At 46.7% G+C, this 21,981-nt stretch carries 12 protein-coding genes; 11 read left to right on the top strand and 1 reads right to left on the bottom strand.

Translation table 11 applies throughout. The features are described from left to right. Positions 1 to 16: 16 nt before the first annotated feature. The 11 genes from ACRRSY_RS18350 (at position 17) to ACRRSY_RS18300 (ending at position 20,881) form a co-directional block, all read left to right on the top strand. The gene (locus tag ACRRSY_RS18350) at positions 17 to 1,180 is read left to right on the top strand and encodes a phosphoglycerate kinase (protein ID WP_432451807.1); all 1,164 of its coding nucleotides are present in this window, start codon (positions 17 to 19) and stop codon (positions 1,178 to 1,180) included. 100 nt (positions 1,181 to 1,280) lie between these two features. Beyond that, complete coding sequence (gene fbaA / locus ACRRSY_RS18345) at positions 1,281 to 2,357, top strand: class II fructose-bisphosphate aldolase (protein WP_432463780.1); 1,077 nt, start codon at positions 1,281 to 1,283, stop codon at positions 2,355 to 2,357. Between the two features lie 470 nt (positions 2,358 to 2,827). Then, positions 2,828 to 10,768, top strand: coding sequence for a retention module-containing protein (locus ACRRSY_RS18340; protein WP_432463779.1), 7,941 nt, complete (start codon positions 2,828 to 2,830; stop codon positions 10,766 to 10,768). A 79-nt stretch (positions 10,769 to 10,847) separates the two neighbouring features. After that, positions 10,848 to 13,016, top strand: a complete 2,169-nt coding sequence (locus tag ACRRSY_RS18335; RefSeq protein ID WP_432451811.1) for a type I secretion system permease/ATPase — start codon at positions 10,848 to 10,850, stop codon at positions 13,014 to 13,016. Further along, positions 13,003 to 14,397 carry an HlyD family type I secretion periplasmic adaptor subunit gene (locus tag ACRRSY_RS18330; RefSeq protein ID WP_432451812.1) on the top strand — a complete coding sequence of 465 codons (1,395 nt, stop codon included), beginning with the start codon at positions 13,003 to 13,005 and terminating at the stop codon, positions 14,395 to 14,397. Before ACRRSY_RS18335 ends, ACRRSY_RS18330 begins: the two co-directional genes overlap by 14 nt. A 31-nt stretch (positions 14,398 to 14,428) precedes the next feature. Next, complete coding sequence (locus ACRRSY_RS18325) at positions 14,429 to 15,724, top strand: TolC family outer membrane protein (protein WP_432463778.1); 1,296 nt, start codon at positions 14,429 to 14,431, stop codon at positions 15,722 to 15,724. After that, positions 15,724 to 16,326 (top strand): OmpA family protein, encoded by a 603-nt coding sequence (locus ACRRSY_RS18320; RefSeq protein ID WP_432460085.1) that lies wholly within the window; start codon positions 15,724 to 15,726, stop codon positions 16,324 to 16,326. Before ACRRSY_RS18325 ends, ACRRSY_RS18320 begins: the two co-directional genes overlap by 1 nt. A 9-nt stretch (positions 16,327 to 16,335) precedes the next feature. After that, positions 16,336 to 17,007: a transglutaminase-like cysteine peptidase gene (locus tag ACRRSY_RS18315; RefSeq protein ID WP_432451815.1), complete on the top strand. Its 672-nt coding sequence runs from the start codon at positions 16,336 to 16,338 to the stop codon at positions 17,005 to 17,007. 9 nt (positions 17,008 to 17,016) lie between these two features. Then, positions 17,017 to 18,957, top strand: a complete 1,941-nt coding sequence (locus ACRRSY_RS18310) for a bifunctional diguanylate cyclase/phosphodiesterase (protein ID WP_432460084.1) — start codon at positions 17,017 to 17,019, stop codon at positions 18,955 to 18,957. 166 nt (positions 18,958 to 19,123) lie between these two features. Beyond that, positions 19,124 to 19,813 carry an SIMPL domain-containing protein gene (locus tag ACRRSY_RS18305; RefSeq protein WP_432460083.1) on the top strand — a complete coding sequence of 230 codons (690 nt, stop codon included), beginning with the start codon at positions 19,124 to 19,126 and terminating at the stop codon, positions 19,811 to 19,813. Positions 19,814 to 20,038: 225 nt separating this feature from the next. Further along, entirely contained in the window at positions 20,039 to 20,881 is an 843-nt protein-coding gene (locus ACRRSY_RS18300; RefSeq protein ID WP_432460082.1) for a substrate-binding periplasmic protein, read from the top strand. A gap of 97 nt (positions 20,882 to 20,978) precedes the next feature. Here ACRRSY_RS18300 and ACRRSY_RS18295 read toward each other — a convergent pair whose 3' ends face one another. Next, positions 20,979 to 21,953, bottom strand: coding sequence for a substrate-binding domain-containing protein (locus ACRRSY_RS18295; protein WP_432460081.1), 975 nt, complete (start codon positions 21,951 to 21,953; stop codon positions 20,979 to 20,981). Positions 21,954 to 21,981: the final 28 nt, after the last annotated feature.

Below are 21,981 nucleotides of genomic sequence, written 5' to 3'. Positions count from 1 at the left end.
TAAATGAGGACAGATAATGTCAATTATCAAAATGACCGACTTAGATCTTGCTGGTAAACGCGTATTAGTACGTCAAGATCTGAATGTTCCTGTAAAAAATGGAAAAGTGACTTCCGATGCTCGTATCTTAGCATCGATTCCAACCATTAAGTTGGCCTTAGAGCAAGGCGCTAAGTTGATGATTACTTCTCACCTTGGTCGTCCTACTGAAGGTGAATATAACGCAGAATTTTCTCTCCAGCCTGTGGTTGACTACTTAAATGAAGCTTTAGATGTGCCAGTACGTCTTGCGACTGACTACCTCGATGGCTTAGAGCTTAAAGCTGGTGAATTGGTGGTTCTTGAAAACGTTCGTTTCAACGTTGGTGAGAAGAAAAATGAAGAAGCTTTAGCTAAAAAAATGGCTGCACTATGTGATGTTTACGTGATGGATGCCTTTGGTACCGCTCACCGCGCTCAAGCGTCGACTCATGGTGTAGGTATGTTTGCTGAAGTTGCTTGTGCTGGTCCTTTACTTGCGGCTGAACTTGAAGCATTAGGTAAGGCAATGGATAAACCAGAACGTCCATTGGTTGCGATTGTTGGTGGTTCTAAAGTTTCGACGAAGCTAACTGTATTAGAGTCACTCTCTAAAATAGCTGACCAATTAGTGGTTGGTGGTGGTATTGCAAACACCTTTATCGCCGCTGAAGGTCATAACGTAGGTAAGTCTCTTTACGAAGCGGACTTACTTGAAACCGCTAAAAAATTGATGAAAGAGTGTGCTATTCCAGTTGCCACTGATGTTGCATGTGCCAAAGCATTTGATGAAAATGCTGAAGCTGAAATTAAACATGTTTCAGAAGTTCAAGATGATGACATGATCTTCGACTTGGGTCCTGATTCAACAGCGGCGCTTGCAGAAATCATTGGTAATGCTAAAACTATTCTTTGGAATGGTCCTGTGGGCGTATTCGAATTCAAGAATTTTGAAGCGGGTACAGCAGGCATTTCTAAAGCGATTGCTGAATCAGCTGGTTTTTCTGTAGCCGGCGGTGGTGATACACTAGCAGCGATTGATAAGTTCGGAATTAAAGACCAGGTTTCTTACATCTCTACTGGGGGCGGTGCCTTCTTAGAGTTTGTAGAAGGTAAAGTATTACCTGCCGTAGCAATGCTTGAGGAGCGTGCTAAAGGTTAACTGGCGACAGTGTGGAAGCTTTGCTTCCGCACTGTGATAAGTAATAAAGCACAGAAGTGTTCATAATTTTAATTAAATATAAGTAGATGGAATCATTGATATGTCTAAGATCTTCGATGCAGTAAAACCTGGGGTTATCTCTGGCGACGATTTGCAAAAAGTTTTTGCTATTGCTAAAGAAAACAAATTCGCACTTCCAGCGGTTAACGTAGTTAACACTGACACGATTAACGGTGTATTAGAAGCTGCAGCCAAGGCTAAAGCGCCAGTTGTTGTTCAATTCTCAAACGGCGGTGCCGATTTCTTCACTGGTAAAGGCGTTAAACTTGAAGGCCAAGGCGCAGCGATTCAAGGTGCTGTTGCGGGCGCTAAGTATGTTCACGCTGTTGCTGAATCTTACGGTGTTCCTGTGATCCTTCACACTGACCACGCAGCTAAGAAATTGCTACCTTGGATTGACGGTCTACTCGATGCGGGTGAAGAATTCTTCGCTCAAACTGGTAAGCCTTTGTTCTCTTCTCACATGATTGACCTTTCTGAAGAGCCACTAGAAGAAAACATCCAAATCTGTGGCGAATACCTTGCTCGCATGGCTAAAATGAACATGACCCTTGAAATTGAATTGGGTTGTACTGGTGGTGAAGAAGATGGCGTAGATAACTCTGATATGGACGCGTCTGAGCTTTACACTTCTCCAGAAGACGTAGCTTATGCATACGAGAAACTAACCGCGATTAGCCCTCGTTTCACGATTGCTGCTTCTTTCGGTAACGTACACGGTGTTTACCAAGCGGGTAACGTTGTACTTACTCCTACTATTCTTCGTGATTCACAAGCTTACTGTGCTGAGAAATTTGGTATTGCTCCAAATGCACTTAACTTCGTATTCCACGGTGGTTCAGGTTCTTCTCAAGCAGAAATTCAAGAGTCTATCGGCTACGGTGTGATCAAAATGAACATTGATACTGATACTCAATGGGCTAGCTGGGACGGCGTACGTGCTTACTACGTTGAAAATGAAGCTTACCTACAGGGCCAAATTGGTAACCCTAAAGGTGCTGATCAACCGAATAAAAAATTCTACGATCCACGCGTTTGGTTACGTAAAGGTCAAGAAAGCATGGTTGCACGTTTAGAGCGCGCTTTTGCTGATTTGAATGCAGTAGACGTACTGTAATTTTATAGCGATACCGTGTGATATAAGGCTCGCCTCGGCGAGCCTTTTTGTTTTCAGTGTATTGATTATCATCTATTTTGCTTGTTCTCAAAGTTTCCACTCCCTTATTTGTCTTGATTAAAGACGCATTATCACCAACCCAAATTGATACTTATGCTGGGAACTTAGAGCTTATCGCTGCTTAATTGTGTTTATTGTGATAATACTTCTCTTCATTGGTTTACACCTTCTAGTTGATGAATGTTTTAGTTATTCTTTATAGAGTATGTGAATCAATCAGTTGTTGATTGGTGATTCTGTTATTGGTATGTGTTTCAGGGCCCTAGATCGCAAGTTAAAATTTGAATTAGTAAAATTCATTCGTTAAATGTTAATCTGATGGCTAAAATTTATACTTTAACAACTGTGTTATCTGTGAGTATTGTCGCCGCAGAAATCTAGAACATCGATCATGTTGAAAGGAAATAAATATGGAACAGAGCATTGCAACTTCAAGTGCAACAATCGTGTCTATTCAAGGGCAAGCGTTTGCTGTGGATGAACTTGGCAATATTAGGGCTCTGCAGCCAGGCGATCAAGTTCAAGCTGGGGAGTTAATTATTAGTTCCCAGGGAGCGCAATTAGGTTTCTATTATGGTGGTGCTGAATATCAGTTAGGAGAGAACAGCGGCACTCAGTTACCAGTAGATGTTACCACAGGACAAGCGCAGCAGCTGAGCGCGGTGAATGATGTTGACATCGAAGCCTTACAACAAGCGATTTTGGATGGTGTGGACCCCACGACTTTATTTGAAGCGACGGCGGCTGGCGGCGAAACAGCTGCAGTGAGTGAGGGCAATGGTGGTTTTGTTAGCATTGAGCGAGTCGGCAGCGAAATTATTGCTGAAGTCGGTTTTGATACCCAAGGTATAACAGTTAATCCGACTCCCACGGTTAATCAACTCGCAGCGAATGTTCAGGATACAACTGCACCTTTTCCGGATGACCAAGCACCCACCATTAGTATTAATACGGAAACTATTAGTGAAGGGGCGGTTGATGAAAATACAGTGGTTGCCAGTTTTGTGTCTAGTGATCCTGATGGTGATCCGCTGAGTCACAGCATCATCAATGATAGTCAGGGTTATTTTTTGCTTGATGGCAATCAGGTGAAATTGACCCCCGAAGGGATCGCTGCAATTAATAATGATCAGCTGAATTTAACCGAGTTAAATTTGACGGTTCAGGTCGAGGCTAACGGACTTAGTACTAACGATACAGCAACGGTTGTGATTGCTCGGGTTGATGCAGGAGACCAAGGTCCCAGTATCCAAGTTTTAGCCGTAGACAATATCACTGAAGACTCGGTTAGCACTGATACTGTGGTTGCTAATTTCAGTTCCAGCGACCCGGAAGGGGATGTTCAAACTTATCAGTTATTGAATAACGACGATGGATATTTGGTGATCGATGGTAACACTGTCAAGCTTAGCGAGGCTGGCGTTGCGGCAGTGAATAATGACAGCTTAAACCTTAGCCAACTGAGTGTTACGGTGGAGGTGACGGCTAACGGTCAAACAGATTCTGCCAGCGATCAGTTATCCATCATACATGTCAACGATGCCCCTGAGAGCAGCACAGTAGTCTTAGAGCCCATCGCCGAAGATAGCGGCGCGCGCATCATTAGCTCTGAAGAATTACTGGCCAATGCCAGCGACTTGGAAGGCGACGATTTAACGGTCAGCAACTTGCAGCTGAGCAGTGGTAACGGCAGTTTAGTGGACAACGATGACGGCAGCTGGACTTATACGCCGGCGGCCGATGATGACAGCAGCGTTAGCTTCTCATACCAAATTACCGACAATGGCAGCACCAATGGTCTCAGCGATCCACTAAGCGTGGATGCCAGCGCCAGTCTCGATCTCACTCCGGTGAATGATGCACCCGAATCAAGTGCGGTCGTCTTGACCCCCATCGCCGAAGACAGCGGTGCGCGCATCATTAGCTCTGAAGAACTACTGGCCAATGCCAGCGACTTGGAAGGCGACGATTTAACGGTCAGCAACTTGCAGCTGAGCAGCGGCGCGGGCAGCTTAGTGGATAATGGCGACGGCAGCTGGACCTATACACCGGCGGCCGATGATGACAGCAGCGTTAGCTTCTCTTATCAAATTACCGATAATGGCAGCAGCAATGGCCTCAGCGATCCACTAAGCGTGGATGCCAGCGCCAGTCTCGATCTCACCCCGGTCAACGATGCCCCAGAAAGTACGGCGCTTGTGTTAGATCCGATTGCTGAGGACAGCGGCGCGCGGATCATCACTAGCGAAGAACTGCTGGCCAATGCCAGCGACTTGGAAGGTGACGATTTAACGGTCAGCAACTTGCAGCTGAGCAGCGGCGCGGGCAGTCTGATCGACAATGGCGACGGCAGCTGGACTTATACACCAGTGGCCGATGATGACAGCAGCGTTAGCTTCTCTTATCAAATTACCGACAATGGCAGCAGCAATGGCCTGAGCGATCCTCTCAGCGTGGATGCCAGCGCCAGCCTCGATCTCACTCCGGTCAACGATGCACCCGAATCGAGTGCGGTCGTCTTGACTCCCATCGCCGAAGATAGCGGCGCGCGCATCATTAGCTCTGAAGAATTACTGGCCAATGCCAGCGACTTGGAAGGCGACGATTTAACGGTCAGCAACTTGCAGCTGAGCAGTGGTAACGGCAGTTTAGTGGATAACGGTGATGGCAGCTGGACTTATACGCCGGCGGCCAATGATGACAGCAGCGTTAGTTTCTCATACCAAATCACCGACAATGGCAGCGGCAATGGTCTCAGCGATCCACTCAGCGTGGATGCCAGTGCCAGCCTCGATCTCACTCCGGTCAATGATGCTCCCGAATCGAGTGCGGTCGTCTTGACCCCCATCGCCGAAGACAGCGGCACGCGGCTGATTACCAGCGAAGAACTACTGGCCAATGCCAGCGATTTGGAAGGCGACGATTTAACGGTCAGTAACTTGCAGCTGAGCAGTGGTAACGGCAGTCTGGTCGACAATGGCGACGGCAGTTGGACTTACACGCCGGTGGCCGATGATGACAGCAGCGTTAGTTTCTCATACCAAATTACCGACAATGGCAGCAGCAATGGCCTCAGCGATCCACTAAGCGTGGATGCCAGCGCCAGCCTCGATCTCACTCCGGTGAATGATGCACCCGAATCGAGTGCGGTCGTCTTGATCCCCATCGCCGAAGACAGCGGCGCACGGCTGATTACCAGCGAAGAATTACTGGCCAATGCCAGTGACTTGGAGGGCGACGATTTAACGGCCAGCAACTTGCAGCTGAGCAGTGGCGCGGGCAGTCTGGTCGACAATGGCGACGGCAGTTGGACTTATACGCCGGCGGCCGATGACGACAGCAGCGTTAGCTTCTCATACCAAATTACTGACAATGGCAGCAGCAATGGCCTCAGCGATCCACTCAGCGTGGACGCCAGTGCCAGCCTCGATCTCACTCCGGTCAACGATGCCCCTGAGAGCAGCACAGTAGTCTTAGAGCCTATCGCCGAAGATAGCGGCGCGCGCATCATTAGCTCTGAAGAATTACTGGCCAATGCCAGCGACTTGGAAGGCGACGATTTAACGGTCAGCAACTTGCAGTTGAGCAGCGGTAACGGCAGTTTAGTGGATAACGGTGATGGCAGCTGGACTTATACGCCGGCGGCCAATGATGACAGCAGCGTCAGCTTCTCTTATCAAATTACCGATAATGGCAGCACCAATGGTCTCAGCGACCCACTCAGCGTGGACGCCAGTGCCAGCCTCGATCTCACTCCGGTCAACGATGCCCCTGAGAGCAGCACAGTAGTCTTAGAGCCTATCGCCGAAGACAGCGGCGCGCGGCTGATTACCAGCGAAGAACTACTGGCCAATGCCAGCGACTTGGAAGGCGACGATTTAACGGTCAGCAACTTGCAGCTGAGCAGTGGTAACGGCAGTTTAGTGGACAATGGCGATGGCAATTGGACTTATACGCCGGCGGCTGATGATGACAGCAGCGTTAGCTTCTCTTATCAAATCACCGATAATGGCAGCAGCAATGGCCTGAGCGATCCCCAAAGCATCGATGCCAGTGCCAGCCTCGATCTCACTCCGGTCAACGATGCCCCTGAGAGCAGCACAGTAGTCTTAGAGCCTATCGCCGAAGACAGCGGCGCGCGGCTGATTACCAGCGAAGAACTACTGGCCAATGCCAGCGACTTGGAAGGCGACGATTTAACCGTCAGCAACTTGCAGCTGAGCAGCGGCGCGGGCAGCTTAGTGGATAATGGCGACGGCAGCTGGACCTATACACCGGCGGCCGATGATGACAGCAGCGTTAGCTTCTCTTATCAAATCACCGACAATGGCAGCAGCAATGGCCTCAGCGATCCACTAAGCGTGGATGCCAGCGCCAGTCTCGATCTGACCCCGGTCAACGATGCCCCTGAGAGCAGCACTGTAGTCTTAGAGCCGATTGCCGAAGATAGCGGCGCTCGGCTGATTACCAGCGAAGAACTACTGGCCAATGCCAGCGACTTGGAAGGCGACGATTTAACGGTCAGCAACTTGCAGCTGAGCAGTGGTAACGGCAGTTTAGTGGACAATGGCGATGGCAACTGGACTTATACGCCGGCGGCTGATGATGACAGCAGCGTTAGCTTCTCTTATCAAATTACCGATAATGGCAGCACCAATGGTCTCAGCGATCCACTCAGCGTGGACGCCAGTGCCAGCCTCGATCTCACTCCGGTCAACGATGCCCCTGAGAGCAGCACAGTAGTCTTAGAGCCTATCGCCGAAGACAGCGGCGCGCGGCTGATTACCAGCGAAGAACTACTGGCCAATGCCAGCGACTTGGAAGGCGACGATTTAACCGTCAGCAACTTGCAGCTGAGCAGTGGTAACGGCAGCTTGAGTGATAACGGTGATGGCAGCTGGACTTATACGCCGGCGGCCGATGATGACAGCAGCGTTAGCTTCTCATACCAAATTACCGACAATGGCAGCACCAATGGTCTCAGCGATCCACTCAGCGTGGACGCCAGTGCCAGCCTCGATCTGACCCCGGTGAATGATTCACCCGAAAGTACGGCGCTTGTGTTAGATCCGATTGCCGAAGACAGTGGCGCGCGGCTGATTACCAGCGAAGAACTGCTGGCCAATGCCAGCGACTTGGAAGGCGACGATTTAACCGTCAGTAACTTGCAGTTGAGCAGTGGTAACGGCAGCCTGGTCGACAATGGTGATGGTAGCTGGACTTATACGCCGGCGGCCGATGATGACAGCAGCGTTAGCTTCTCATACCAAATTACCGACAATGGCAGCACCAATGGTCTCAGCGATCCACTCAGCGTGGACGCCAGTGCCAGCCTCGATCTGACCCCGGTCAACGATGTGCCAGAGGCGATTAATGACCATTTCAATTTACTCGCATCGGGAGGTACTGTATCACTCGATCTTTTAGCGAATGATTCTGACCCAGAGGGTGATGCGATTAGCATTAAATCCATTGATGGTACTTTGTTAACTCCCGGATCCGCCCAGACTATTGCTGTCGAACAAGGGCTTGTGAATGTGAGTGCAGCGGGTTTAGTTAGCTTTACCGCGAACCCTGATAGTGGTGGCGATGTTCGTTTCTCTTATACGATAGAGGATCAAGGGGGTCAACAAAGCCAAGCGACGGTGAGTGGCAATATTATTGATTTGAATAGTGACAGCGCGCAGGTCTTTGAAGCGGGCCTGGCCACAGGCTCGGCACCTGGGGTTGCCAATAGTTCAGCAAGTGGAAACTTATTAGCCAACGACGGCGGAGATTTTTCCGAGTTATCGATAAGTAGTATTGCCTATGAAGGCAGCCCGTATACTGCTGATGTTAATGGCGTGATTAGCATTGACACTGAGCAGGGTGTATTAACGGTGTATACCGAAGCCTATGATGGCTTTGGTAAGGGAGACTATCAATACCAGTTAAATACCTCGCGCTTAGCGGGTGATGGTCAAAGCGAGAGTTTCTCTTATATTGTTAGTAATGCTCCCGCTGGTTTTACCAGTCAGGCGACACTTGAGGTGAGTATTGTCGATGATGCCCCTGTCGGTAGTCAGGTTGCATTGACTCTGGAGTCGAGCCCCTTGTCGGTCACGACTAATTTAGTCTTGGTATTAGACACATCGGCGAGTATGAATAATGGAGAGCATGGCGATGGGCTCGATTACTTAAAAATTGCCGTCGATGCTTTAACCCATTTGATTGATCAGGCCGACGATAAGGGCAATGTGAATGTACAAATCATTGGTTTCTCTGATTCTCAAGTGAGTAGTGGGTGGATCATTGATAACGTGGCCGACGCCTTAGACTACTTGCAAAGCTTAGCCTCCGGAGGCGGTACTCACTATGATTCAGCCTTGAATCAAGTTATTCAATCCAGCATCGTTGCCGAGCAACCGAGTGCCGATAGTACGCTGTTGTACTTTATTTCCGATGGTGAACCGAATCAGGGTTATGGTATTGACGAGACGGTCGAGTATAAGGGCTTAACTGGACAGGATGCTTGGGATACTTTTGTTAATGAGAATGTCGATATTAGCTATGGAGTGGGGATTGGTAATGCCAACTTATCGGTGTTACAAGACATTGCTTCAGATTCTGCGAATGATGAATACGCATTTATTGTAAATGATGTGACTGATTTATCGACTAGCTTGGTAGAAAGTTATTTAGACGAGGCAGTGAGTGGCTCGTTAGGCTTAGTTGACACGGCATCAACCAGTGGTTTCATGGTGGGAGCGGATAATGGCTACGTGAGCGCTATAAAGGTTGATGGTACCACTTATACCTATGATCCAGATGCTAGACCAGAGCAGCAACAAACCCTGAGTATCGCCACTGCTCTGGGGGGCTTGTTAGTCCTTAACTTTGTGACTGGTGCCTATAGCTATGAACTCAGCTTGAATAGTGATGGCTGGGCGCAACAAGAAAACTTCAGTGTCACAGTGTCAGACTTCGATGGTGACAGTGCTGTTACCGACATTGTAATTCATACTGTATTTGAACCAATTGTTGATGCTAATCGTGATTATGTGATCACTTCTCAGGATGGCACCAGCAGTATCAGTATTCCGAGTCTGGCCCTATTATGGAATGATCAGGGGCATGCGATTGAATTGAGTGGTGTTAGTGATGCGCAAGGCGGTAGTGCTAGTCTGGATGATTCAGCTAATATCGTGTTTGAATCCGATGATGGCATCGGTTTAGGTATTAATGAAAGTAATTTTGAAACTGAAGCCGTGGCCACAATCGCGATTGAAAATCCGCTCGATAGCGGTTTATCGCCAATCAATAATTCATTGTTAACGGCGGTTGATTTAAGTGACCGCTCTTTATTCAGTGCCAATGATCGCAATATCATCAATACCAATAACATTGACGGATACTCTTACGCTTTTCAAGGGACTTTAGAGAGTGATACTTCAGTCGTTGGTGGTGTTGACCAAGATTGGTTTAAGGTGACATTGGCAGTAGGCGAACAGTTACGTATTAATGTCAGCTCTAATGATGATGCTTCTCGGTCCGTGGATGTGGATGTGTATTTATATAATGAATCAGGAGAGCAGATAGCCGTTATCGATGATTACTGGGCCGGTGCCAAGGAAACTTACACTGCCGATTATCAAGGTGATTATTATATCCAAATTGTCGCGGAACAGGGTGCTGATAATGGCCAAGCTTATCAACTTGATTTAACTATTTTGACCGATACTGCGGAGTACAATAAATCGGCCGCAACAGATGTATTGGAGCAGTTTGATTATGGCATCAATGCTGATGGTCTCTCGGATACCGCCACGGTCGAAATTGTTGGTGAACATAGTCAAACGCTACAAGGCAGTGACGCCGATGAGATTTTAATTGGTAATGAGCATAGCGATAGTTTGCTGGGTGGCGGCGGTCAAGATGCCTTAATAGGAAATCAGGGTGATGATGTCTTGATTGGCGGTAGCGGCGAAGACTTACTCATTGGTGGTCAGGGTAACGATATACTTACTGGTGGTGATGATAGTGATATGTTTGCTTGGTTAGCAAATGATGATCAAGCGAGCGTGAATGATACGATTACCGATTTCACTGTTGGTGAAGGCGGTGATGTGCTTAACTTAAGTGATTTGTTACAAGGGGAAACGGAAGCCAGTTTGGAATCTTTCCTCTCCTTCGAAACGGTGACTCATGGAAGTGGTGTCGATACCATTATTTCAATTGATAAAGATGGCGGCGACAATGGTTTCAGTGTTCATCAGACCATTACCCTCGAGAATGTTGATTTTAGCGGTATGAGTGATAGCGAAATATTGACTCAATTAATTGAAGATCAACAGCTTAATGTCGATAACTAAACCTTTTTATTTGGGTTAATTTAATTACAAGAGTAAGCTAAGGCTTGCTCTTGATGTTTTATATTGTAAAGGATGCAAGGTGCAGGAAGCCAACCCACAGCAACACCATCACCGTGATTTAGATATTGCTGCTGAGCGCAGTGACCCCTTACTGAATAGTTTGGTATTTTTGTCCAAGTATTACGGCAAGCCTTTTTCAGCGAAGGCGCTTTCGGCTGGCCTACCGTTAAAAGAGGGCTTGTTGACGCCTGCGCTATTACCTCGCGCGGCGTTACGCGCCGGAATGGATGCATCTTTGGTTAAAAAACCAATTGATAAAATTCCCGACTTATTATTGCCTTGTATTTTGCTATTAGAAGATGGTCGCTGTTGTGTATTGCTTGCTCGTAACCAGCAAGATATTGAAGTAGCTTGGCCGGAATTACCTGATAGCCACGAGCATATTACTTTAGACAAATTGGCTCCGAGTTATAGCGGTTTTTGTTGTTATGTTCGTAAACGTTATCGTTTTGATGCGCGTTCTCCGGAAGCTTTAAAGAGTAACCGTGGTCATTGGTTCTGGAGTACTTTGCGTCGCTCGGCTCCTATCTACCGAGACGCTTTGGTCGCATCATTATTTGTGAATTTATTTGCAATTGCTTCGCCCTTATTTGTGATGAATGTTTATGATCGGGTCGTGCCCAATTCAGCGATGGATACCTTATGGGTATTGACAGCTGGAATGGCGCTGGTCTTGGTGTTCGATTTCGCTTTAAAGCAGATGCGTGCTTACACTTTAGACTTAGCAGCTAAGAAATCAGATATTTTATTATCTGCCCGAATCTTCGAAAAATTGCTGAACATGAAGATGGAGACTCGTCCTACCTCGGTAGGTGCCTTCGCAAAAAATATACAAGAGTTCGATTCGATCCGAGAATTTATTACCTCCGCCACGATTGCCGCTTTAGTTGATGTGCCATTTTCTTTGCTGTTCCTTGCGATTATTGCACTGGTTGCCGGCCCCTTGGTATTGGTGCCTGCTGGGGCGGCGCTGGTGATGCTTCTGTATTCATTTTGGATCAAACGTAAGATGCATCAAGAGGTCGAGCTAGGTAGCCGATTTGCCAGTCAAAAGAATGCTCATTTAATCGAAAGTCTTTCTGGTATCGAGTCTTTGAAGTTAGCGGGGGCAGAAAGCCAATTCCAGCATAAGTGGGAAGAGTTAGTCGGTAACATCGCCACTTGGAATATGCAAATTCGTAAATTGGCGACTTCGGTGGGCAGCGTTAACGGCTTTGTTTCACAAAGTACCACGGTGTTATTAGTGGTGGTTGGGGTATTTCAAATCTCTGTTGGTGAATTGTCGATGGGGGGCCTGGTGGCGGCGGTTATGTTAACCGGACGCGCTTTGGTTCCTTTCTCTCAAGTCTCATTATTGGCAACGCGTTATAATCAGGCGCAATCGGCATTGCAAAATCTAGAACAGATTATGGCTTTGCCGGATGAGAATCTAGAGCGTTATATGCATCGTTCTCATTTCGATGGCGATATCAGTTTTAGCGATGTAGATTTCACTTATCCGGGTTCTGAAGTTCAAGTGCTTAAACAGGTAAGCTTTGCGATTAAAGCCAAGGAAAAAGTCGCAATTATCGGGAAAATCGGTGCAGGAAAGACCAGTATTGAAAAACTTCTGCTGGGATTTTATACGCAACAGCAAGGCGCTATTCGTCTCGATGGTGTTGATTTAAAACAGATTAGTCCTGCAGATATTCGTCAAAAACTGGGGTGTTTACCTCAAGATATTAATCTGTTTTATGGTTCTATTCGGGAAAATATCACCCTCGGGGTGCCGCATATCGAAGATGAGCTGATTTTTCGCGCAGCAGAGTTAGCTGGGGTGAATGAGTTTACTGATATAGATCCTGAAGGTTTAGATCGTCAAGTGGGCGAGCGGGGTCAATATTTATCAGGGGGACAGCGCCAGGCGGTCGCTTTAGCACGTGCTTTGCTGTTTAACCCTCCGGTATTAGTGCTCGATGAACCGACCAGCAGTATGGACGCTCACTCTGAGAATTTAGTGAAGGCACAACTGAAACAAGTTGTCGCCGATAAAACCTTTATTTTAATTACACACAAAATGTCGATGTTGGATTTAGTTGATCGGATTATTGTATTGGAACGTGGTCGAGTGGTTGCCGATGGCAGTAAAGCAAAGGTTCTAGAGCTACTGCGTACTGGTCAAGTGAGGTCACCAAATGGCCAAGCGTAAGCTAAATGTTTCTGAGAGTGATCTGCAATTTGTGGATGATATTAACGCCGCGATATTAATGAAAACGCCGCGTAGTTCGCGTCGTTTACTATGGTTGATCTTTATTTTGATGATCTGCGCCTTATATTGGGCTCATTGGGCCAAAGTGGATGAAGTTACGGTCGGCGCGGGGAAAGTGATCCCTTCCCAACAAATTCAAACCATTCAAAATCTTGAAGGCGGTATTCTTAAACAAATTTTGGTGAAAGAAGGCGATACTGTTGAAATAGGCCAGCCTTTATTGTTGATAGACGATACTCGTTTTCGTTCCGATTTTCGTGAACGAGAGCAACGCTTAATTAATCTTCAGTCTGATGTAGCGCGCCTGCGTAGCGAAATTACCAGTATTAAAATGCACCCCGAGTTGGACATGACACAGTGGCGTAAACAAGTATTAATTAGTGATGAGCCCATAGACTTTGATGCCGAGTTTAGCCAAAAGTACCCTGAAGAAGTGAAGGGTCAGCAGTTGCAAAAGATGGCTAGGTTGCGGGCCTTACAAAATCAATTGTCGATTACCGCAGGGCAAATTGAGCAGAAACAACAGGAGTTATTGGAGCTTAAGTCTAAGGTTGAGCATGCTCAGCGGAGTTACAGTTTGGTGCTAGAAGAGCTCGCCCTCACGAAACCCTTAGCCAAAGAAGGTATTGTTTCTCAGGTCGAATTGTTAAAATTGAAACGTCAAGCTAACGACCTTAATGGCGAACTTCAAAGTAGCAAGCTATTAGAACCAAAAATTCGCAGTGCTATCGCCGAAACGGTGTATAAGCGTCGAGATATTGCGCTCGCTTTTTTGAGTGATGCTCGTCAGCAGTTGAATAAAATTGAATCTGAATTGCAGCCATTAACCGAGGGTCAAGTTGGTCTGCGGGATCGAGTCGCTCGTACTTCAGTGGTCTCGCCAGTCAAGGGGACTGTGAAAAAAATCTATAGCAATACGGTGGGTGGAGTGGTGCAACCAGGGATGAGCATCATGGAAATCGTACCTATGGAAGATAATTTATTGGTTGAGGCGAAAATTCAACCTAAAGATATTGCTTTTCTTCGTCCGGGGCTTAAAACTGTTGTTAAATTCAGTGCTTACGACTTTTCAATTTATGGCGGTTTGAATGGTCATTTAGAATTAATAAGCGCAGATACGATTTTGGATGAAGAAGGTCATAGCTACTATTTAGTGCGGGTACGTACAGATAAAAACTACTTAGGTAGTGATAACATGCAGTTACCAATTATTCCTGGAATGTTGGCCAATGTAGACATTATCACCGGTAAAAAGAGTATTTTGGATTATCTATTAAAACCGATTATGAAGGCGCGACAGACTGCGTTAAGAGAACGTTAATCGTGAACGTACCAGTTAACAAGGAGAGTTAATGAACAAGTTGTGCTTAAGCGTTACGTTTGGATTGATGATGAGCTGTAATTTCGCTTCGGCTCAATCTTTAGAGCAAGCGGTGGCCAAAGCTTTAACCGAGCATCCTCAATTACAATCTTCTTTTAACCAGTTTAAGGCAAGTGGTGAGCAATATCAGGGGGCAAAGGGCGGCTTTTATCCCAAGGTTGATTTGAATGCTGGCGCGGGGTGGGGGCAACGGGAAACAAACGCGTCAGGTACCAATAGCGCCAATCCTACAGAGCTTGGTATTAGTATTCGTCAGTTATTATTTAGCGGTTTTGCGACTACCGGTGAGGTATCGAGAACCGAGAATGAGGCGCGGGCCGATCAGTGGTTATTGTATAACGATGCCGAGAATATTGCGTTGCAGGTAGTGAATGTCTATTTAGAGGTGCTCAAGCAACAGCAATTGCTTACTTTGGCTGAGAATAATTTGCAAACTCATCTGGCGATCCAAGGGGATATTAAGAAGCGCACCGATGCCGGGCTAGGTTCTAGTGCCGATCTTACTCAAATTAACGGTCGAGTGGCTCGAGCGAACACCAATGCTCTCTCCGCTCAAAATAACCTATTGGATGCTCAAAGCCAGTTTTTGCGAATGGTGAATAGTCTCCCTCAGGATTTGGTCATGCCGGCGGCCGATATGAACTTGTTACCGCCGGATCTTGATAGTGCGGTTGATGCGGCCTTGAAAGTTCACCCCGCATTAAAGTCTGCGCAATATGATGTTGCAGCCGCGAACGCCCAAAATACCGTGGCTAAGTCGCGTAATTACCCAGAGATTGCTTTAGAGTTAGATGGGGATTGGAATCGTAACCAAAACGGTCTCGCTCATACCAAAGATTATGAGCTAGCGGCGATGCTACGCTTGCGTTATAACTTATTTAATGGTGGCAGTGATTCAGCGGCGATTCGTCAGAGCGCTTATCAGGTCAATCGGGCCAAATCGATGAATGAGGATGCGCTGCGTCAAGTCACTGAGGGCACGCGCTTGGCTTGGAATGCCTGGGATGTATTGGTTCGTCAAAAATCATTCTTGCAGCGGCACGTTGATGCGAGTTACCAAACAGTGAGCGCCTACAAGAAACAGTTTAATTTGGGAAAGCGTAGTTTGTTGGATGTACTGAATACTGAGAACGAGTTATTTGAAGCTCAAAATGAGTTTATTGCTGCCGATATTGACGAATTACGAGCGAAATACCGTCTGCTGAATGCCACTGGGCAATTGCTCGAAGGATTACGGGTAGACCGACCCGAAGATTGGACTTTTTAATGCTTAAATTGAGCGCAGTCATCTTACTGGCGATCTTCAATCTGATGGCTTGTAGCCAGAGTGTTGAGCCTTATAGGGTTGAATTGGCGGGCTACGACCGTGCTGATCAAGATCGCGATGGGGTCATTAATCAACGAGATCTTTGCGTCGATACCGAATCTGGGGCTGAAATTGATAATAATGGTTGTGCTGCTTATCAATTAAATGTTGATAGTTATGAGCTGATGGTATTTTTTGAAAATGATTCGAGTCAATTGAAGCGTGAGTTTGAGCCGCAGTTACAGCAAGTCGCTGAATTTATGCGGCGTTATCCTCAGGTTGAAATTGGGGTTGAAGGTTACGCCAGTGCTAGCGGTCGTGCAGACTATAATCTGCAGCTTTCGCGGCAACGGGCGAAGGCTGTGAGCCAGGTACTGGTTGAGCGTTTTCAAATAAGTGAGCAGAGGATCCAACTACAGCCTATGGGCGAAAGCCAACAGTTGGTGGATGATGATTCACCTCAAGCGGCGGCTGCCAATCGTCGAGTCCGTATATTTGTGCAACAACAATACCGCAATGTGGTCCCTAAATGGACTATCTACACGTCTCAGTTAAAGCCTTAGGTTAGCGGCATGCGGCGCCTTTTTTCACGCTGGTGGCTGATGGCTTTAATTTGGCCAATGCTGCTACTCGCTTCGGCCTATCAACTGGAAGAGCTTGCCGCCACAGTCCGCAGTTTTTATGGTGAAAGAGCCGAATTAAGAGTTCGCGCCTGGCGTCAGTTGATTGCCGAGAGTCAAACCATTGCAGAGGCCGAGCAGCTCAATCGGGTCAATGATTTTTTCAATCAAATGTTATTTGTCGATGATATTGAAGTTTGGGGACAAAAAGATTACTGGGCGACTCCGGTTGAATTTTTAGGCGCAGCCGCTGGTGATTGTGACGATTTTAGCATCGCCAAATATTTCTCCTTAATCGAATTAGGGGTTGATGATAGCAAGATGCGCTTGGTCTACGTTAAGTCTTTGACTTATAATCAGTTTCATATGGTTGTTGCGTATTATAAAACTCCGGCTTCGGTTCCCATTATTCTTGATAATATCAATCCAAGGATCCTGCCAGCGACACAACGTGGTGACTTAGTGCCGATCTATAGCTTCAACGGTCAGCATCTTTGGCTAATGAAAGAAAAAGGTCGAGGTCAGTTGGCGGGTAACTCTTCTCGACTTAAATTATGGACCGATTTACAACAGCGCTGGCGGCTCAATCAATTGAAAAAACCAGTAAAGAATTTTGAGGGCTAGGGGACCACTATGACCTTATATCGCCAATTATTGATAGTCGTATTGCTGATTTATGGTGGCTTACTTGCCGTTGTATTTACGATTGATGTTAACAATACTCGAACTTATTTGTCTGAACAGCAGCTCTCAGATGTGAATAATACAGTTACCTCTTTGGGATTGTCTTTGAGTCCTTATCTTGAAGCGAATGATAAAGTGGCGGCCGAGTCGGTGATTAACGCGATGTTCGACAGTGGCTACTATCAGCAAATCAGCCTGAAAATGTTCACTGATAATCAATTGATTGATCGACGTAATAGCGCCAGCATTGAGGGGGTACCTGATTGGTTTATCTCGCTGGCGTGGTTTAAACCGAGCGCCCAACAGCAGGTGCTCACTAGTGGTTGGATGCAGTTGGGCGAATTAAATGTGGTCGCTCACTCTGGCTATGCCTACTTGCAGTTATGGGATGCCATGCTTGATCTCGCCAAACTGTTTGTGGTGGGCTATTTGGTTACAGTGCTATTGCTGATGCGAGCGCTACGTTATTTATTAAAGCCGCTAGAACAAATTCAAGAGCAAGCCAAACAGTTGGAACAGCGTAACTTTGGGCAAACCATCCCCTTGCCTCGCACTCAAGAGCTGCGCAGTGTGGTGGGGGCGATTAATCATATGTCAGATAGTATTGCCCAGCAGTTTGAGCAACAGGTCCGGGAGGCGAGCATCCTCCGTCAGCAAGCTTTTCAGGATTCGGTCTCAGGTTTGGGCAATCGAGCTTATTTTGTCAGTCAGAGTCAGTCTTGGTTGGCTGAATCCGGAGTGGGTGGTGTCGTCTTGCTCTCGCTTGATGTGATAGAAGCCATCCATCTGCGAGATGGTTTTGTCGCACGTGATCACTTGATTCAATCCGTGGGCGAATTATTTTCTAGTTATATCCAGCAACAACAACAATTGGTATTTGCTCGCATTAGTAAATTAGAGTTCGCTATTTTAGCGGAAGGCTTTGATAAGCAACAATTGTTAGCGCTGACCAAGCAAGTTCATCAAGACATTATGCAACGACTGGGGCCTTGGCAGCATTATCTTAGTCGGCCGATGGTGATGGGTTTAGTATTGCGCCAGCATGATGAGAATATTAGCCAATTACTGACTGCCGCCGATGCAGCTTTGCATGCTGCGCGTGAGCAACGTGAGGGGTATTATAGTCTGGCAGCGGTTGAAGATAATGCGATACCTCGTAGCCAATGGAAACAGTTACTGGAAAGCACGATTGAGCGGCAAAGTTTGAATTATAAAACCCAAGTGGTTCAGTTTATTCATACCGATAGTGTGTTACACCATGAACTGTTTACGACTATCGAGGTCGATGCTCAAGATTATGCCGCTGGGCAATTTATGCCAGCAATTGAACAATTTAGACTGGGCGCTCAATTTGACCAAATGGTGGTAGAAAAAGCCGCCATTGCCTTGCATCGACAGCTAGACTTAAGCTTAGCCATTAATCTCACCTTGTCGGCCTTGAGTGATGTTCAGTTTTTAAACTGGTTGGTTGGTTTTGCCCGGCAGCAGCAAACAGTGGCGAAGCGGATGGCTTTTGAGATCCCAGAGACCGCATTTTTGCATGAAAATAGTGAACTTAGCCGATGCATCGATTGCTTGCGTGACCTTGGTTTTCAGATTGGCATCGATCAATATGGTCGTAACCTAAACTCACTGAGTTACTTAAGTCGAGTCAAACCAGATTATGTGAAAATTGATTATGGTTATACCGCTCAGGCTTTGGTTGAAGGGGGCGATAGTCATTTCTTGAGTGCTATTTGTCGTGCGGCTAAAAATTTGCAAATTGTGACGGTGGCACAACGGGTGGAGAATCAACAGCAAGTTGAGCGTTTAGCCAGCCTACCGGTGGATGCCTATCAAGGTTATGTGGCGCCACCTGAAAAATTCAACTTGATTGGGGAGCGGCGATGAAGCGATGTTTGTTGATTGTTTGCTAAGGCAGATTGAGCGGATATATTTCCGGGGTCTGTTGCAGATAAAGCCTTTACTAAGGCGGTTCAACGGCTCCGTAAGGGCTTTTATCTAGAGAAGATTAACCATAAAGATGAATATGCCCGAGGGCTTACGAGGGAATAAGATGAAGAATTATCTGTTAGCGCTAGTCATTTGCTGTTGCGCGACAGCTCAACCAGTGTTTGCCGCATTGTTACATACGAATGGTGAAGCGAAGCTATTGGTAATTGCCGATCAGGTACAACTTGATTTACAGGCCTCGAGTCTGGCGAAGACCGCTGGTGATGCGAAGCAACAAGTGGATAAAATCGTGAAGGTGACACAGTCAAAATTGGCTAATCTGCTCAGCGAATCTGATCGTTTCGAAGCTAGCCAATTACAAATTCAAGCTGAGTACCGCTATCAAGACCGCGAACGAATATTTGTCGGTTACCGTGCACAACGTAGTATCGTTGTAGAGCTCTCAAGTCTGGACTTACTCACTCGCGTATTAGATGCTGCGATGCTCAGTGGTGTAGATGAGGTTCGTCGCTTGCAATATACCAGCTCACAAGCTGAACAATATCAGCATCAGGTTCGCGCGATGGCTGTGGAAGATTCCTACGCAAAAGCCAAACAACTGGCCGATGCATATAATAGCCGTTTAGGTGCCGTCGCCGAGGTGAACTACCGTAGTCAAACGGCTGTGCCAATGATGAAAATAGAACGGGCGAATTTAGCCGCGGATGGGAATAGTAGTTCCTATCAGGCTGCTCAGCTAGTATTTAGTGATAACGTCGATGTTAGTTTTAACTTATTAACCGAAGATGATTGATTGGACAAGCGAATCATAAGTCCGAGCCAGAGGATGTAGTTGACTCAACCCAGTGACGATCAAGTAGCGGCCAGTATCCTTGTGCCGGACGGTTGATGAAAGATGCCGATTCTCAAACTTCACGGCGGACTACGAATAGGCTTAGCTTGTGGTGTACGAGTTGGCTTTCAGCAGCAGGTTTACGCTGAACCTGCTGAATTGGTTTGAATTGTCAGAGCACTTAACATGGATAAAAAGTTTAAACAATCGCTCCCTTTACTGCAGCTGATGTGGTTGGTGTTGATGATGAACTTTGCTTTGCCGCTGGCCGCACAGCCAGTGCCGCCCACCGAAGTCGAGTTTGTCACCATCGATTATCCGCCGCTACTGGGCAAGAAAGACAGTATCATGACCGATATTACAACGGCGGCCTTTAATGCGATGGGAATAGCCGTTACTTATAAAGTGTATCCGTTAGCGAGGGTGGTGAGAGCGGTTACCAGTAATAGTGTGGTAGGGGCCTTAGGCAGTAATAGTTGGTTTCATTATGCGCCCGCTGATGAACCGGTTGCTTTCATTCGTATGTATAGCCTGAATATGCTGCTCTTTTATTTAAAATCTCGTTTTCCCGAGGGACTCAAGTATCAAGATTTAAGCGAGCTCAAAGACTACCAAATCGGTTATATCCGTGGCGGTTCACTGATTCCTGTATTTGAACGTGAAGGGATTAAACCGGATTTAGTGAGAAATTTGAGCCAAAATGTGCATAAGGTTTATGCGGGGCGAGATGATATGTTTGCCGCTACCGAGCTTGGAGGCTGGGCGATTATTGAGCGCTACTATCCTGAGCATGTCGATAAGTTTTCGTCCGCAGAGCAAGCGATCCTCAACATTAGTGGGGATATTATTTTCGCGAGTCAACAGCGCTATTTGGCTGCGTTATTCCAACAGGGTTTTGAAGCCATCAAGGCGAATGGAGAATATTTGACCATTATTCAAAAGTACTACGGTGGGAGAGCTTTACCGCAACACATGCTCGATTTTATGCAGCAGCCAATTATCCTTGAAACACTTAAAGCCGTCGAATAAGCTTGGCATTTTGTGAGAACTCTCCAAGTCAAGTCCTGCCGCGTGGAATGGACTTGTGACTTGGAGAGTTGCATCAATATACGATTAGTCGGTCGACTTAATAGGCGGCATCGCTTACCACAAAGTCTTGGGCGTTGTGGGTATCAACCAGTTCGGCCGCTAAAATCACTCGTGATGGTGCACTGTGATACATTCTACCTAAATGTTCATGACGTAACCCGGTAATTGCTAACGCAATCCCTGAAGCAATCATGCTTGGTGGATAGGTCACTGTGGCTCTTACCACGGGGTTTCCATTAACGATCATGGCTATAATGTCCTGTGAACCTGCGCCACCTAAAACGGTTTTAATATCGCTGCGCCCAGATTCTTTGATTGCCTGCATCACACCCTTTAACATATCGTCATCTTGGCACCATACCGCATCAATTTTAGGGTGTTTTTGTAAATAGTTTTCCATGACAGCCAAGGCTTTTTGGGTCGACCAATCGGCTGGCTGACTGTCTAATATGGTGATTTCTGGATGTTTCGCTATCACTCGATTAAAGGCGTCTACTCGCTGCTTATTAATCGGAATGGGCATGCCTTCAATCACAACCACCTTTCCTTTGTTTTTCATTTCTTTTGCAAGCCATTCACCACTGACTCTGCCAAGACCTGCGTTATCTCCGGCAATAAATACATTTTGGGCGGGAACTTCCAGTTCTCGGTCAACCACGACGGTATAAATACCGCTGTTGTAGGCTTCTTCGATAACTTTCTGTAGCGTTGCTGGATTGTGGGGTAAAATGACGAGCGCATCGATCCCTTTAATCATTAAATCTTCCACATCCCCCACTTGTTTTGAGCCTGAGCTGGCTGCGACTACATAAAACTCCAGCCCATCTTCTTGCTGTTTAAAATCTTTGGCAGCTTTTTCTGCCCACCACAGCAACCCAGCGGTCCAACCATGGTCTGCTGAGGGTACCGATACTCCAATTTTGAGGTTTTTTGCTATCGCGATATTGATGCTTAGCGAACTGACAAGCACAATACCCAGTAGCAGTTTTCCTATGTGTTGTAATAAACTCATGACTTGCTCTCCTTCGTATTAAATTGAC

This window comes from Agarivorans sp. QJM3NY_33, from assembly GCF_050870865.2.
In the GTDB taxonomy this organism is placed as follows: Bacteria; Pseudomonadota; Gammaproteobacteria; order Enterobacterales; family Celerinatantimonadaceae; genus Agarivorans.
This window is presented reverse-complemented; position numbering and strand designations above follow the sequence as displayed.